Origin of the sequence: Providencia sp. (assembly GCF_003533305.1) — a bacterium.
GTDB lineage: Bacteria > Pseudomonadota > Gammaproteobacteria > Enterobacterales > Enterobacteriaceae > Providencia.
The window spans coordinates 104,966-120,124 of record NZ_DOEH01000031.1; the positions used below are offsets into that span (position 1 = coordinate 104,966).

At 39.2% G+C, this 15,159-nt stretch carries 11 protein-coding genes; 5 read left to right on the top strand and 6 right to left on the bottom strand.

Annotated elements, in window-relative coordinates:
* Positions 1–9: 9 nt before the first annotated feature.
* The 6 genes from DD649_RS18915 to DD649_RS18940 all read right to left on the bottom strand — a co-directional run bounded on the left by DD649_RS18915 (position 10) and on the right by DD649_RS18940 (position 8,291).
* Positions 10–2,088, bottom strand: coding sequence for an iron ABC transporter permease (locus tag DD649_RS18915; protein ID WP_294110562.1), 2,079 nt, complete (start codon positions 2,086–2,088; stop codon positions 10–12).
* Positions 2,089–2,354: 266 nt separating this feature from the next.
* Complete coding sequence (locus tag DD649_RS18920; RefSeq protein ID WP_294110564.1) at positions 2,355–3,386, bottom strand: ABC transporter substrate-binding protein; 1,032 nt, start codon at positions 3,384–3,386, stop codon at positions 2,355–2,357.
* 55 nt (positions 3,387–3,441) lie between these two features.
* On the bottom strand, positions 3,442–4,767 hold the full coding sequence (gene uhpC, locus DD649_RS18925) for an MFS transporter family glucose-6-phosphate receptor UhpC (RefSeq protein WP_294110567.1): 1,326 nt from the start codon (positions 4,765–4,767) through the stop codon (positions 3,442–3,444).
* Between the two features lie 106 nt (positions 4,768–4,873).
* Positions 4,874–6,400, bottom strand: a complete 1,527-nt coding sequence (locus tag DD649_RS18930; RefSeq protein WP_336431046.1) for an MASE1 domain-containing protein — start codon at positions 6,398–6,400, stop codon at positions 4,874–4,876.
* 23 nt (positions 6,401–6,423) lie between these two features.
* Positions 6,424–7,050, bottom strand: coding sequence for a response regulator transcription factor (locus tag DD649_RS18935; RefSeq protein ID WP_294110570.1), 627 nt, complete (start codon positions 7,048–7,050; stop codon positions 6,424–6,426).
* A gap of 209 nt (positions 7,051–7,259) precedes the next feature.
* Positions 7,260–8,291, bottom strand: coding sequence for a methyltransferase (locus DD649_RS18940; RefSeq protein ID WP_294110571.1), 1,032 nt, complete (start codon positions 8,289–8,291; stop codon positions 7,260–7,262).
* Positions 8,292–9,396: 1,105 nt separating this feature from the next.
* On the opposite strand from DD649_RS18940, the gene DD649_RS18945 reads away from it, so the two are divergent.
* Genes DD649_RS18945 through glnB form a run of 5 tightly spaced genes read left to right on the top strand, consistent with a single transcriptional unit; the run spans position 9,397 to position 15,064 of the window.
* A complete protein-coding gene (locus tag DD649_RS18945; RefSeq protein WP_294110573.1) occupies positions 9,397–10,836 on the top strand; it encodes a HAMP domain-containing sensor histidine kinase in 1,440 nt (479 codons plus the stop codon).
* 2 nt (positions 10,837–10,838) lie between these two features.
* A complete protein-coding gene (gene qseG / locus DD649_RS18950; protein WP_294110575.1) occupies positions 10,839–11,711 on the top strand; it encodes a two-component system QseEF-associated lipoprotein QseG in 873 nt (290 codons plus the stop codon).
* The gene (gene glrR / locus DD649_RS18955; RefSeq protein ID WP_294110576.1) at positions 11,698–13,038 is read left to right on the top strand and encodes a two-component system response regulator GlrR; all 1,341 of its coding nucleotides are present in this window, start codon (positions 11,698–11,700) and stop codon (positions 13,036–13,038) included. The genes qseG and glrR overlap by 14 nt, the downstream gene beginning before the upstream one ends.
* Positions 13,039–13,091: 53 nt before the next feature.
* A complete protein-coding gene (locus DD649_RS18960; protein WP_294110577.1) occupies positions 13,092–14,714 on the top strand; it encodes an NAD+ synthase in 1,623 nt (540 codons plus the stop codon).
* Positions 14,715–14,725: 11 nt separating this feature from the next.
* Positions 14,726–15,064 (top strand): nitrogen regulatory protein P-II, encoded by a 339-nt coding sequence (gene glnB / locus DD649_RS18965; protein WP_294110578.1) that lies wholly within the window; start codon positions 14,726–14,728, stop codon positions 15,062–15,064.
* The last annotated feature ends 95 nt before the right edge of the window (positions 15,065–15,159 follow it).

Consider the following 15,159-nt stretch of genomic DNA (forward strand, 5'->3'; position numbering starts at 1 on the left):
ACTCCGTGATTACTGTGCATTTTTGGCTTTGGAACGTGAAACACGGGCTTCGCCAATCAAATAGTCAAACAAGAAAATAATGGCTAGCATGACCACTATCAAAATAGAACCGTAAGCTATTGCAACACCATATTCGCCATCTTCTACTCGATTAAGAATATAAGCCGTAGCGACACGGGTGTCTGGTGTGACTAAGAAAACAATGGCGCTGACAGTTGTAATAGCTCGAACGAAACTGTAAATCAGCGCGGATAAGATAGCAGGGCGCAATAATGGCAACAGAATGTGGAAAATAGTGCGCATTGAACCTGCTCGTAAGCTGAGTGAGGCTTCATCAAGTGATTTATCGATTTGTCCAAGTCCTGCAATACCGGCTCGAATACCAACAGGCACATTACGCATCGTCATTGAAATAATGATAATGGCAGCAGTACCCGTGAGATAAAACGGTGAGTCATTAAAGGCTAAGATATAAGACACCCCAGCAACTGTGCCAGGTACAGCAAAGCAAAGCATGGTGGTGAATTCAATTGTTTTTTTACCGCGGAACTCTTGGCGTACGACAATATATGCGATCAATAGGCCGAGTATGGCGGTTATTGGCGCTGCGATAGCGGCATAAAGTAACGTATCTAGTAATGAAGGCCATGCACCATCACTCATACCTTGACCAAACAATTTAATGAAGTTATCTAAGGTTAAGGTGTAATCCACACCCCAGTTAACTGTGAAGCTTCCGTAGAAAATGCTGCCATACAGCAACACATTGAATGCGACCCAGATAGCTAAGAAAGTTGTGACAATGGTAACTAATGAGTTTGGTAATGGTTGCACATCACCACGGTAAGATTTGCCTGACACCGTGACATAAGAGCGTTTGCCAATCCACATATACTGTACGCAAAATACCAGTAATGAGAATACTAATAATGAGGCGCCTAAGGTACTTGCGGCTTGATAGTCAAGTTGGGAACCCGTGATGTAGAAGTAAATTTGCGTCGCTAAAACGTCAAAGTTACCGCCTAAAACTAGTGGGTTACTAAAGTCAGCTAATGATTGAACGATAACAATCAAAAAGGCATTTGCCAGTGCGGGTTTTAATAACGGCATAAAGACGTTGAAGAAAGTCTGATAGCGATTTGCACGTAATGTATAAGACGCTTCTTCCAATGATGGGTGAATAGTTTTAATCGCCCCATCTAAAATCATAAACGACATCGGGGTAAACGCTAATACTTGCGCTAACCAAATACCGGTAAAACCATATAGCCAGTTAGTGTTTTCTAACCCCATATAAGCGGCCATAAATTCAGTAATGTAACCTGAACGTCCCATCATTAAGGTAACGCCTAAGCCAACAACAAAAGGTGGCGTTACAATGGGTAAAATTGAGAAAACACGACCAATAATGGCTGATCGTTTCGCAATTCTTGAAGTATAAATAGCTAATATTAAACCGAAGAAGGTACAGCCTGCACCTACTGCCAGTGATAAAAATACTGAATTAATAATAACTTGAATAATGTGTGACTGTGTGAGAATAGCGACAAAAGCAAATGGAGCAAAATTTCCATTACCATCGGTAAACATCGGAACGAAAATCGCAATGCTTGGGAACACGATAAAGAGTGCGATTAACACAACAACGGTTATCAAAGAGCCAATGACAAATTGGTCACCACCAAGCCACTCTAATCGAGTCAGCGCAAGCGTCATCACCATACCAAGGGCAATGAACAGAATAATAGTGGAATACCCGAGTCCTTTACCTTCAAAATAAGAGGTTAAAATAACCACCGCAGCGGTGATAACGGCAACGGCAATATCAAAATAATGGCGTTTTTTATGATGGCGATCCGCCGGTGTTAATGGGCGAATAAATAAAATAGAAGGCAATAAGAACCAAAGCCAACTAATATTCACATTACTCCAGCCGTAAGCGGACAATATTTCATCTTGTGTCGAATCAAGTAAGCCATAGTCGAGGCTCCAAGATGGCAATAAAGCGAAGCCAAGCCAGGCGATTAGCAGCCAAAGGAATGTCGTATCCTTTTTATTTGAGGCTGATAAAGTTAGGGTTTGAGGCATTGTTTTTCCCTCTGTCCGTCATATTTCATGTTGCAATGGTATTGGCTGCTTCCGCGACCTAATCGATCGCTTCCCTTACCGTTTTATTGCCACTCAAACTATTTAGGACGTAATTAAATTATTATTTAAATATATTTATCAATTAACTACTTAGGTAGTGATTAAAGATAATAAGCTACCCGCACCTAAAATTAATTTAGATGTAATTATTGTATTTATTATTTAGTAAGTGCTCAGTGCGGTGTATCAACACCGCACTTTGGTCGTTATTTACTCATTTTGACTTCAGTAACCCATTTGTTGATAAGATTTTTACGGATTTCAGCATCGCCGTATTTATCCATATCATAATTGATTAAATTCAGGTCATTGAGTTTTAATGAAATAGGTGAAGATTCTGCGGTTGTATTGGTTAAGATTTGGTAGGATTTACCTTCTTTCCAGCTCAACTCTTGTGCTTCTTTAGATAAAACAAAATCAACGAACAATTTGGCGTTATCCATATTACGTGCATTTTTCAAAATACTAATGCCACCAATTTCATAGCCAGTACCTTCACATGGGGCGATAAGTTCCAACGGTGCGCCATTTTCAACTTCTAATGAGTAATCATGTAAGAAGCCGATGCCAATTGCAGATTCGCCACGGGCGGCGTTACGTGCAGGGGCAATACCTGATTTGGTGTATTGTGAAATATTGCTATTCAATTTTTTAAGGTAATCAAACGCTTGCTCATTTCCCCAAAGTTGGTCGAAAGTGGCAAGAGCGGTATAAGCTGTACCTGAACTTTGTGGATCTGCAATTTGAATTTCACCTTTATATTCAGGTTTAATTAAATCTTTCCAGCACGTTGGGATTGGTAAACCTTTTTCTTTTAAACGATCTTTATTAACGCCAAAACCTAAGATTCCAATGTAAACCGCAGAGGAGTAGTTTCCTTTACGTTTAGCCGGATCTTGGAATTGTGGCATGATTTGGCTAAGATTTGGTGATTTATAGGCTGCTAAAAGATCCATTTCGCCCGCTTGCGAATGTGGGTCTAACGTACCGCCATACCAAACGTCTGCTTGTGGATTACGTTTTTCTGCTTCAATTTTAGCCAGTGTGCTGCCTGAACCATTACGTATAAACGTTGTTTTAACATCATATTTTTTTGCGAAAGCTTGAGTTTCAGTTTCACACATTGCATTGGTCGCACTACAGTAAACAACCAGTCGTCCTGCTGCATTTGCCGTGGTAGAAATTGCTGCCAGTGATAAGCCCGCAGCGATAAGTGTAGAGAGAGTTTTCAGTTTCATTGTCAGTCCTTTATTTAGGTTCTAGTATCGGATCAGAATAAATATAAAAAACAATTTAGGTCTTATTGTTAGAGAGTGAAACAGTGCCTGCTAAATGCTCCCGCTTGCTAACATTTGCAATCAAAAGAGGCATTAGCAGTAGCCCCATCAACGCCGCCGCACTGGCAAGTAGGGCAAACATTCCCGACCAACCGTAATTTGCGATGACTTGAGAGAGCGGCCACCCTGCGATTGCAGCGCCTAAATAGGCATACAACCCAAGATAGCCAGTTACCGTTCCGGCTGCTTGTTTGTGACAGTATTCTGTAGCAGCCAGACCGATCAACATTTGTGGTCCAAAAACAAAAAAGCCAATAGCGAAAAAACATACAGCTAATAATGCGTAGTGATGAATTGGCGTTAACCATAAGGCACTCACCGAAACAACGAGGCCTAAGGAGAAAAGCAAAATCATCGGGGCGCGTTGTCCTTTAAATAAAATATCAGAACCCCAACCTGAACAAACCGCGCCGAGTAGCCCGCCTAGTTCAAATAAAGATAAAGTGGCATTCGCACTCAGTAAGTTTGTACCGTGGGTTTCGGTTAACCATAGATTTCCCCAATCGTTTATCGCCATGCGGATCAGGTAAACTAAAATGTAAGAAAAACCTAATAACCAAATCATACGGTTAAATAAAATCGTTTCTTTCAAGATGGACAACATTGGTAAGGGCGGCGATAAACGTTCTTGTCGTAGTTCTAAAACATCGTGACGCCACTGCCCAACGGTCGGTAATTGCTCTTCTTGAGGTGTTCCTTTTAGCTGGCGACATAACCAGAGTCCAATGACAACACCAATAATTCCGGGGACGATTAATGCCATTTGCCAACTATAGTGAGTAGCGAGCAATGCGGTTAATAGTGGAAGTAACATGCCACCGAGGTTGATAGATATATTCCACAATCCCCACCAAAATCCGCGTTCATTACGAGAGTACCAATGTGTCAAAATTCGAGCGCAAGGTGGCCATCCCCAACCTTGAAAAAAACCATTCAATGTCCAAACAATCAGTAATGCAGGAAAAGAAAGGCAATAAGCAAATGCGATATTGAGAACTCCTGTCATGACAAGACCAACACCCATAAACCAGCGATAGCCTGTGATATCATGAAAAATCCCCGATAAGAATTTCGAGAACCCATAAGTTAAATAAAAGGCAGTTGCTATCCAACCAATATCACTTTTGTCTAAAAATAACTCGGCCTGCATGACGGGCATGACGAAATTAAAACTTTTTCGTGTCAAATAAAAAGTGGCATAACCAATAATCATCGATAGCATCAATTTACGACGCCAAAAATGGTATGAATTATCGATATCGGTGGTATTTTTGCCTGTCATGGTGGCATTTCTCCCGTTTGGCAAAATGTAATCAAATTTTTAACAAAATGGATGAGATAAGGTATTAGGAGACTAGGAATTATTCTTAGTTTTTAGCTTTTTAGTTTCAAAGTGTGGGCAAGTTAACAATTATTTTTGTACCGCCTTGAGTTGTCAGTGTCCAGTCGCCGCCTAGCGCTCGAATGCGTTCTTCTATTCCACGTAAACCAAACCCGCTGGTTCGCTTGCTAAATGGGATGCCAACTCCATTATCATTAACAATTAGCTGTATCGAGTCACCATACTGTTCTAGTGAGATTTGGATTTGTGTCGCTTTGGCATGCTTACTAATATTATTTAATAACTCTTGGACTAAACGATAAAGGGTAAACAAAATGGTTTCATTTGCAGGGGTTTCTTGTAAACCATAATGAAAATCACATTGAATATTATTTTCCTCAAATGAAAATTCAGCAATAAGGTGTGTTAGCGCTTTTTCAAGTGACATCTCATTGAGTACGGGAGGGCGGAGTTGACGTAAAAGTTGACGAGTAGATTGATGAATTTGTTGAGCGAGTTCATTAATTTGGCTTGCAGCTTGGTTACTGAGAGTGTCTGTTGCTGTTTTTTTGACAAGCATTGACTGAATCTGGATCGCAGTAATATTTTGTCCAATTTCATCGTGTAACTCACGGGCAATGGCTTTTTTAATATCTTCTTCGGTATGTACTAGCTGGCGCATTAGGTCACGGCGAGCTTTTAATTCTTGCTCTAAACGTTGTCTGTATTGTTGTAAGTTACCCGCTAGCTGTTTTTGACGACTAATCGCTATTCCAAGGCCAATACCAATGAGTGCTTGAGTACTTAAAAACATTTCAAGCTCTTGCAAATCGGCAAAGGCACCATGAAATTGACGTGCAAAAGTAATAATTAAGCTACCAAGTAAGGCAGACAGTACGCCACCTTGCCAACCATAGCGATAAGCCATAAAAACATTGGGAATGAAAACAAGTAAAATAATGAGCCGTTCAATTTCGGGTGCAAAAAAAACTTGGGCGCTGAGGCCAACAACAAAAAAGAGAAAGCACCAAACAATCAAAGAGGTGCGTAGTTGTTTATCTGATGTCCCGTAATCAAGTAACATTTGATAATGCTGTTCATGGAGATATTCATAAATGAGATAAACAAATGGTGATAAAAGTATTCCACCCGTAAATGTCGTTAAGAATAACTGGCTGATAGAAAATTGAGAGAGCCAACTGAATAAAAGGGCGTGGAGTACGCTATTTGCAGCAACTCCCGCTAATAGTAGCAGCAGACGTTGCCAATATAGTGTGTAACGCCACCAAATATGCTGAATGATGAATGCAACACATAAGCTCAGTAAAGGGGATAGCAAGAGTATAGGTTGCGTTAACAATTGTTCTTCTGCTAGCCAATAATTTAGCAAACCCTCACAAAGCAGTAATGTTGGCCAATAGCGGCGCCATAGGATAATCATCAGAGCCAGTCTAAGGCCTTGAGGTAAAAATAAGGTTGCTTGAAAGCTATTTTGACTCAGGTAAAAGCCAATAATCCACAACCCAATCCAAATTAATGAGTAGGTGAAAAGTAGAAAAATCGACTGTAATAGCAAACGAGTGCTTTTAGTCATCAATAGCGACCTTCAGGGGTGATTTACCGTGAAATGAGATTATGTTCTAAGGCATAGTGAACAAGATCAATCGTATTTTCACATTGTAATTTTCCTAGCACATTGGCACGGTGCACATGTATTGTTTTATGGCTGAGATTTAACTGTTCCGCAATTGCTTTGACGCTCAACCCTGCAATTAATAAATTAAAAACTTCTTTTTCCCTTGGCGTGAGTTCTTGCATTCCTTGCTTTTGTTGTGGTGAATGTCGCAGGGCTTTCATTGCATCGGAGCACAGGTAGCACCCCCCTTGATGAACTGAGCGAACGGCTTGAACTAATTCTTCTGGGCCACAGCGTTTGGTTAAATATGCGCTTGCGCCGGCATCTAATGCGCTTTGCACAAAGGCTGGAGTGTCATAGATACTGAGTATGATGGTTCGAAAATCAGTTTTTTTTTGACGTAGGCGTGTTAGCAGTTGTAATCCGTTTTCATCAGGCATTGAAATATCCATAATCGCGACATCAATATCAAGACTAATCAAGTTAGGCCAAGCTTCTTGCGCATTGGCATATTGTCCAACAATGGCGATATCAGATTCTAAGGTTAATAACTGTGCGAAACCGGAACGTACAACAACATGGTCATCAATAAGTGCTATTTTTATCATTTATTATTGTCTGATGAATAAGGTATTTATTAAATCTTATATCAATATAAGAAGAGATAAGCTAGAGAGATAGTTTAGAATTCTGACCTGTATCTGCTAAATATATTTTGCTTTCAATCGGCTAGGGGAATGGGGTATGTATTGGGTTGATGCTAACAATAGAGTTAGACATGACACCCTCATGATGATGAGGGTGAGGGGCTATTTAATTAAAGTGGTAATACTTCAATAATATAATGGTGTGCATTTGTATTGATAATACGATTGATTTTAAGACTGGCTAAGGTAAGTAATTGGCTAAATTCTATCGCAGTACGTTCCCCTGCATCTGCAGATAGATTTGTACAAATTAACCCCAGTTCATGGCCAAAATAAGGTTGGTCATCTTCAGTGATAATATTTTCAATCAATAACAGTTTGGAAGAGGGGGACATGGCTTGGCGAATTGTTTTAAAAATTTGTACTGTTTGTTCATCTGACCAGTTATGACTAATGTACTTTAACAAGTAAATATCGGCTTCAGGACATTCTTCAAAAAATGAGCCGGGTTGAACGCGCCAGCGAGTATTATCACCAAGTAAATGAAGTATATTTTTAGCGAGTACGTGCTCTCTATCAAATAAAATACCGTTAGTTGTTGGATTTGTTTTTAACACTTCAAGTAATAGCCCTCCAAATCCACCAGCAATATCAGCAATGGTTATGTTTTCTGGGAAATTATAGCTTTTTACGATGTAATTATTTTCAATCTTTGAAAGCGAGGACATACCTTCATGAAATCCGTTGGGGTTATCATCATTTTTTTCCCAATAATCGTAGAAAGATTCTTTAAATCGATTTGTAAAAACGGGTTTGCCGGCTGCCATGTCGCTTAATTCATACAATGTCATCCAAAATGTTTTATCAGTCATCATTAAAATAGCTTGGCGAACAGAGTAAGGGTGGTCGCTGAGTAAAAATTCAGCGGAAGGGGTTAATGCAAAACCTTCACCTTTTATCGTTTTAAATATGTTTCGTGTGGCTAATAAACGTAATATTTGTTTAATGATAGGAGCTTGAGTATTTGTTTCTAAAGCTATCTGCTGAGCCGTTTTGGGACCTGTCTTTAAGATATCGGCAAGATTTAAAATCACGGCGGCACGTAAAGCTGCCTGATATGTATACCCCGTCGCTTGTTCTATAACATGTAGCCCTGCATCAATATTGCCAGGATTAGCCTCTATCGCTAATGAATTATTCATCGTTTTACCTATTGGTGGGTTTTAGTGAGGTGTTATATTTAAGTATCTGTATCTATTTTTAATTTTCAAATTAATATTTATTACTGTTAAATATTAAACAATATACTCAATACATTGATTTTTAATTAAAATTTCAATTTATTTTTATTTCACTTTAAATGATAACTATTGAAATTAATTAATTTTATTTACACTTTATGCTTGGGGTAGCATTAGTAATCTGTATGTTGGGGGGATTATTTTGATAGCTGTATAAAATTAGCGACAAACACGATATTCCTTGTCTCTAAAAGGCGACATTTATCTTATTGATAAGTAAGAGTTTTAAAAATGAGTAATATGAGTGTCTTTAATAAGAGACAGTTAATCAGGATTTGAGGGGGCCTTTATCAAAAGAGATATAGGTTTAAATTAGGATTAAATTAAAAATCGTTATTTATCAGCAAAGTAAAATTTATATTGAAAAGTTGGCACGGGTTGTGCATAATAATATTCAGTTGCTCATTCAATTTATTATGTAGGTCCAAGATTAGTTGGGTACATACCACATAAAGCAAGAATGATGCCGAAGTAAGGTGCCTACCGTCCAACACTACAGATATTTGTCTTCGGGCTTTATCAAACACAGGACGACACGTTGAGTGAGGCGCCACCTATCTAACTATAGATAATTATATCTAAATAGGTAGATAGCAAGTTAGATAAGACGTCGCTGGCGGAATAGGGGTAATGCTCTATTCCGCCTTCCTATTTTGTTGTCCGTCATACTTAAGGCTATAGCTGTGTTGGCTTCATTCAGCTATCCGAGTCACATACTTGTGTATGCTCCTCGGCTATCATCATTTGCCGCCTTGCTATAACTTGAATTATTTAGGACAACTATATTATTCAAAATCATTCAAAATCATTCATGTCCCATATTAAATGTATTTGTTTCTATTATAGTTATCTATTCTACTGAAATTATTGTACTTTTGGTTTGAATATTGGCACGTTCATTGCTGTAGATATGATTATTCAAATACTTTGGATAACAGAACGATGAATCAACTTTCCGCGAAGGGCTGAGTTCTGCTACCATTGAAATACGTTTAATAGGTATGAGATGAATGTATTGAGTAAATGGCGGCTTTTCCCGCGATCCTTGCGCCAATTAGTTATGATGGCATTTTGGTTGGTTTTGTTACCCCTGTTGGTATTAGCTTATCAGGCATATCAAAGCTTAGAACAACTAAGTAACCAAGCGGCGAACATTAATAAAACTACACTTCTTGATGCAAGGCGCAGTGAGGTGATGAGTAGTCTTGCGCTGGAAATGGAGCGTAGCTATCGACAATACTGTGTTCTACAAGATGCAGCACTGAAAAATCAATATCAAAAACAGTTTGCTGACTACACGCAAATGTTTGAGCGGCAAAAAACAATCCTACCTCGAACCTCTGATACTTCGACACTTACAAAAAATCTTGAATTACTTGCGCAGGTGAATTGTGAAAATAATGAACCGACAAAACAAGTGACGGTGGCGCTCGAACAATTTTCAACTGCAAACGCATATCTTGTTCAAGAAACTCGTGAAGTAATTTTTAGCCGCGGCGAGCAACTTCAAAAAGCGATTGCTAATAAAGGTCAATTGTTTGGCTGGCAAAGTCTCATTTTATTCCTTTTAAGTGCTTTATTAGTGACGTTATTTACGCGAATGATTATTGGGCCAGTTAAAGCAATTGAACGTATGATTAATCGCCTTGGTACCGGAGGGTCACTGGCTAATAATTTAGAGCGATTCAAAGGCCCTAGAGAGCTGCGCACTATTGCTCAACGTATTATTTGGTTAAGTGAACGTCTGGAATGGCTCGAATCCCAACGCCACGAATTTTTGCGTCATATTTCTCATGAGTTAAAAACACCATTAGCCAGTATGCGTGAAGGAACTGAATTACTTGCGGATGAAGTAGCGGGGCCATTGACTAGCTCGCAAAGAGAAGTGGTTGAAATACTCGATCACAGTAGTAAGCATCTTCAGCAACTTATTGAACAGTTACTTGACTATAATCGTAAGTTAGCGGATGAACCTCCAGAAGCACAACATATCGATTTGAAAAAATTAATCGAAGATATTGTTAACGCACATAATTTACCCGCAAGAGCTAAAAATATTAAAACAGATATTCGTTTAAAAGTTGAACATTGCTTTGCTGAACCCACCTTGCTTGGGCGTGTTATTGATAATATCTACTCCAATGCGGTGCACTATGGCGGCGAATCAGGTAATATTTGGATCTCTAGTCGTAGAACGGACAATAAACTGCTTATAGAAGTGGCAAATACGGGCACACCAATACCTGAATCTGAACAAAACATGATTTTTGAACCGTTTTATCAAGGCTCTTTACAACGAAAGGGCGCGGTTAAAGGAAGTGGTTTAGGGCTTAGCATCGCACATGATTGCATTAAGCAAATGGGTGGCGAGCTATCGCTGGTGCCGAATAAACTCGCTGATGTCTGTTTTAGAATTGAATTGCCTTTAACTGTTGAGAATGAATAACAATGTTAAATAGGTCTATAGATTTTCTGGCAATGCTGCGCTATAAAGCATCGTCGAAGAGAAATAACACATTAATAAGTCACGCTATTTCGTTAAATTCAACGCGTAAAGCGGTACATTTTTCAGTATTTCTATTTGCTTTTATTTTAACGGGATGTGTTGCTAAAAATGGGCAATCACCACTTGAAACCTTAGCTCAAGTGGTTGTACCTGAAATAAAAGTGACTGACTATCGTTATGCATCATGTGATTCGATTTGGAATAATGAACAGCCAAATGCTTTAGAGAATGCGCTATTTTGGTTACGTATGATGGACTGTGCCGATAGAACGGAAACCCAACAAGCACGTAGTGATGCGAATAAAATTGAGGCTAATAATTGGTCAAATGTCTTTGAGCAAAATATTTTATTAAATTCTGCGGATCCTTCCATTGCTGAACGCCGTAAAATGCTTGATAACATTAATGCCTATAGTTTGAATTTTCCAACGGCGATACGCCCGCTATTGCAATTATGGCGTGAGCAGCAAGTGCAAATTATTAATTTGGCTGAGGCCAATGCTCGCTATAAACGATTACAGCAAGATACTGATGCGAAGATGGATCGTTTAAGAGAAGAAAATGCAAAATTAACTTTTGAGCTGAATACTATTTCTCGTAAGTTAGAAAATTTGACGGATATTGAACGCCAGCTCTCTTCACGCAAACAAAGTAGTAATGAAACTGAGAAAGAAGTTGAGAACTCAGTGGATAATGCGAATTCAGTTGCGCTTGAAGCGGAAAAACCAAAAGAAGTTATTAGTGAGTCGAAAGAAGTCATTAACGAAGTGAAAGAAAAAAATCAATCGGAGAATAAACGCAATGACAAGCCGTAAGTCAGCGAATTTACTATTGGTTGATGATGATCCTAGCCTGCTGAAGTTGCTAGGTATGCGTCTAAGCAGTGAAGGATTTAGAATTGTTACCGCAGAAAGTGGTCCTGAAGCACTAAAGATTTTACAAAAAGAAAAAATTGATTTAGTGATTAGTGATTTACGGATGGATGAAATGGATGGCATGGCGCTATTTGATGAAATTCAAAAAGCCCATCCCAATATGCCTGTTATTATCTTGACTGCACATGGTTCAATTCCTGACGCTGTTGCTGCAACTCAACGAGGTGTATTTAGTTTTTTAACTAAGCCAGTTGATAAAGATGCACTTTATAAAGCAATTGATGAAGCATTAGCATTATCTTCAACGCCAATAGGTGACGAAGAATGGAGCATGGGCATAGTGACTCGTAGCCCATTGATGATCCGCTTATTAGAGCAAGCCCACATGGTGGCGCAATCAGATGTTAGTGTTTTAATTAATGGGCAAAGTGGAACAGGTAAAGAAGTTTTAGCGCAAGCTATTCACAAGGCGAGCCCGCGAGCAAGAAAACCCTTTATTGCAATAAACTGTGGCGCTTTGCCAGAACAATTACTTGAATCCGAATTATTTGGCCACGCTAAAGGGGCTTTTACCGGAGCTGTCAGTAATCGTGAAGGGCTATTTTTTGCGGCGAGTGGTGGAACCCTATTTTTAGATGAAATCGGTGATATGCCGATGGCATTGCAAGTAAAACTTTTACGTGTTTTGCAGGAGCGCAAGGTGCGCCCATTAGGCAGTAATCGCGATTTGGATATTGATGTACGTATTCTTTCGGCAACACATCGTAATTTGCCTAAAGCGATGGAAAAAAATGAATTTCGTGAAGATCTTTATTACCGACTGAATGTTGTTAATTTACGCATTCCGGCGTTGAATGAAAGAGCTGAAGATATCCCATTATTAGCTAATCATTTACTACGTGAGTCAGCGATACGTCACAAGCCTTTTGTTCGCAGTTTCTCCAGTGATGCGATGAAATGTTTGATGACGGCAACTTGGCCAGGAAATGTGCGACAGTTAGTTAACGTCATTGAGCAATGTGTCGCATTGACGACTTCCCCTGTGATTAGCGAAGCATTAGTTAGCCAAGCATTACAAGGTGAAAATACGGCACTACCGACTTTTGTTGAAGCGCGTAATCAATTTGAATTAAATTATTTGCGTAAATTATTACAAATGACTAAAGGCAACGTCACACAAGCGGCTCGAATGGCCGGACGAAACCGGACCGAGTTTTATAAATTACTTGGGCGACACGATTTAGAAGCAAATGATTTTAAAGAATAATATTTTTAGAATTAACGACACCCCTAAAAATACTTCGGGAGAAGAAATACCTTATGAGCCGTAAGCTTAATATTTCACTTGCTCAATTGAATTGGTTAGTTGGTGATATTGAAGGCAACTGCGACCGTATGTTGCAAGTTGTTAAAGAACAAGAAAAAAACACCGATATTGTCATGTTTTCAGAGCTGGCTCTTACCGGCTATCCGCCTGAAGATTTAATTTTTCGTGGTGAATTTGAGCTACGTTGCTTAATGCAATTAGATCGTTTGCAGCGTGCCAGTATGCAAACCGCAATTATTGTCGGTCATCCGTGGTATGAAGATGACCAAATTTATAATGCATTGTCATTTTTCTATCAAGACAAGCTAGTTGCGCGTTATTTTAAACAAGAGCTACCAAATTATGGTGTTTTTGATGAGCCGCGCTATTTTACCGCTGCCGAAGATACTTGTGTGATTGATTTCAAGGGCTATCGTCTAGGTTTGTTGATTTGTGAAGATATTTGGTATGACGAGCCAGTTGATGCAGTAAAAGGTGCAGGCGCTGAATTATTACTCACCATTAATGCGTCTCCTTTTGATCTTAATAAAGAACATATTCGCAGTGACTTACTTGTTGATCATTGCCGACGTACGGGTTTGCCTATTGTTTATCTTAATCAAGTGGGTGGACAAGATGAGTTGGTTTTTGATGGCGGCTCAAAAGTGTTGGCAAATAAAGGTAAGCAAGTCTATCAGTTAGCTGAATTTGAAGAACAAATTGCAACTGTTCAATTTGAAGAGCTAAAATTGGTCACGCAAGACAATAGTGCTCCTGAAATGTCTTCTATTGCGCAAGTCTATCAAGCTTTAGTTATGTCCACGCGTGACTATATTAATAAAAATGGTTTTAACGGCGCAATTTTAGGATTATCAGGTGGTATAGATTCAGGCTTAACCGTTGCGATTGCAGTTGATGCGATTGGTAAAGAGCATGTACAAGCCGTGATGATGCCATTTCGTTATACGGCAGAAATGAGTATTCATGATGCAAAAGAGCAAGCAGAGTTATTAGGTGTTGAGTTTGATATCGTTTCTATTGAACCTATGTTTGATGCCTTTATGGCACAACTCGAACCTTTGTTTGAAGGAACCCAAGTCGATACTACCGAAGAAAATTTACAAGCTCGCTGTCGTGCCGTCATTTTAATGGCAATGTCTAATAAGCGCCGCCGTATTGTATTGACGACTAGCAACAAAAGTGAATCAGCAGTCGGATATTCAACATTATATGGTGATATGGCTGGTGGTTTTGATGTGCTAAAAGATGTGCCAAAAACACTTGTCTTTGAACTAGCTAATTATCGTAATACACTATCGCCAGCTATTCCACAGCGTGTGATCGATAGGCCACCATCAGCAGAGCTAGCGCCGGGACAACTCGACCAAGATAGCTTGCCACCATACGATATTCTAGATGCGTTATTAGAAGGTTATGTTGAAAAAGATTTATCTGTGGATCAGCTGATTAAATTAGGTTTTGATGAAGCCACCGTGCGTCGTGTTGTGCGTCTTGTTGATATTAATGAATACAAACGTCGTCAGGCGCCTGTAGGACCACGGATCACCATGCGTAACTTTGGTAAAGATCGTCGTTATCCGATCACCTCAGGTTTTGGCCGTAAAAACTGGTCATAGCAGGAATATTTATGAAAAAAATTGATGCAATTATAAAGCCATTTAAACTTGATGATGTTCGTGAAGCATTGGCAGAGGTTGGAATTACGGGTATGACCGTGACTGAAGTGAAAGGTTTCGGTCGTCAAAAAGGCCACACTGAGTTATATCGTGGTGCAGAGTACATGGTTGATTTTTTACCGAAAGTTAAAATCGAAATTGTGGTGCCTGATGATATCGTCGAAAACTGTGTTGAGACGATAATGCAAACAGCACAAACCGGTAAAATTGGTGATGGTAAGATTTTTGTCTACGATGTAACGCGTGTTATTCGTATTCGTACCGGTGAGCAAGACGAAGAAGCAATTTAATTATTAAAGAAAAAGTGGTAACGGTATAAATACACAGGAATGGGATTTTGTACCGTTAATTTAATTTCGAATTACAGAGTTACCTGTAACTCGAA

Excerpts from the sequence above, each read along its gene's own strand:
- DD649_RS18960 (WP_294110577.1), top strand. The coding sequence starts at position 13,092 with ATGAGCCGTAAGCTTAATATTTCACTTGCTCAATTGAATTGGTTAGTT.
- DD649_RS18935 (WP_294110570.1), bottom strand. The coding sequence starts at position 7,050 with ATGATAAAAATAGCACTTATTGATGACCATGTTGTTGTACGTTCCGGT.
- DD649_RS18940 (WP_294110571.1), bottom strand. The coding sequence starts at position 8,291 with ATGAATAATTCATTAGCGATAGAGGCTAATCCTGGCAATATTGATGCA.
- glrR (WP_294110576.1), top strand. The coding sequence starts at position 11,698 with ATGACAAGCCGTAAGTCAGCGAATTTACTATTGGTTGATGATGATCCT.
- glnB (WP_294110578.1), top strand. The coding sequence starts at position 14,726 with ATGAAAAAAATTGATGCAATTATAAAGCCATTTAAACTTGATGATGTT.
- DD649_RS18945 (WP_294110573.1), top strand. The coding sequence starts at position 9,397 with ATGAATGTATTGAGTAAATGGCGGCTTTTCCCGCGATCCTTGCGCCAA.
- DD649_RS18915 (WP_294110562.1), bottom strand. The coding sequence starts at position 2,088 with ATGCCTCAAACCCTAACTTTATCAGCCTCAAATAAAAAGGATACGACA.
- uhpC (WP_294110567.1), bottom strand. The coding sequence starts at position 4,767 with ATGACAGGCAAAAATACCACCGATATCGATAATTCATACCATTTTTGG.
- qseG (WP_294110575.1), top strand. The coding sequence starts at position 10,839 with ATGTTAAATAGGTCTATAGATTTTCTGGCAATGCTGCGCTATAAAGCA.
- DD649_RS18920 (WP_294110564.1), bottom strand. The coding sequence starts at position 3,386 with ATGAAACTGAAAACTCTCTCTACACTTATCGCTGCGGGCTTATCACTG.
- DD649_RS18930 (WP_336431046.1), bottom strand. The coding sequence starts at position 6,400 with ATGACTAAAAGCACTCGTTTGCTATTACAGTCGATTTTTCTACTTTTC.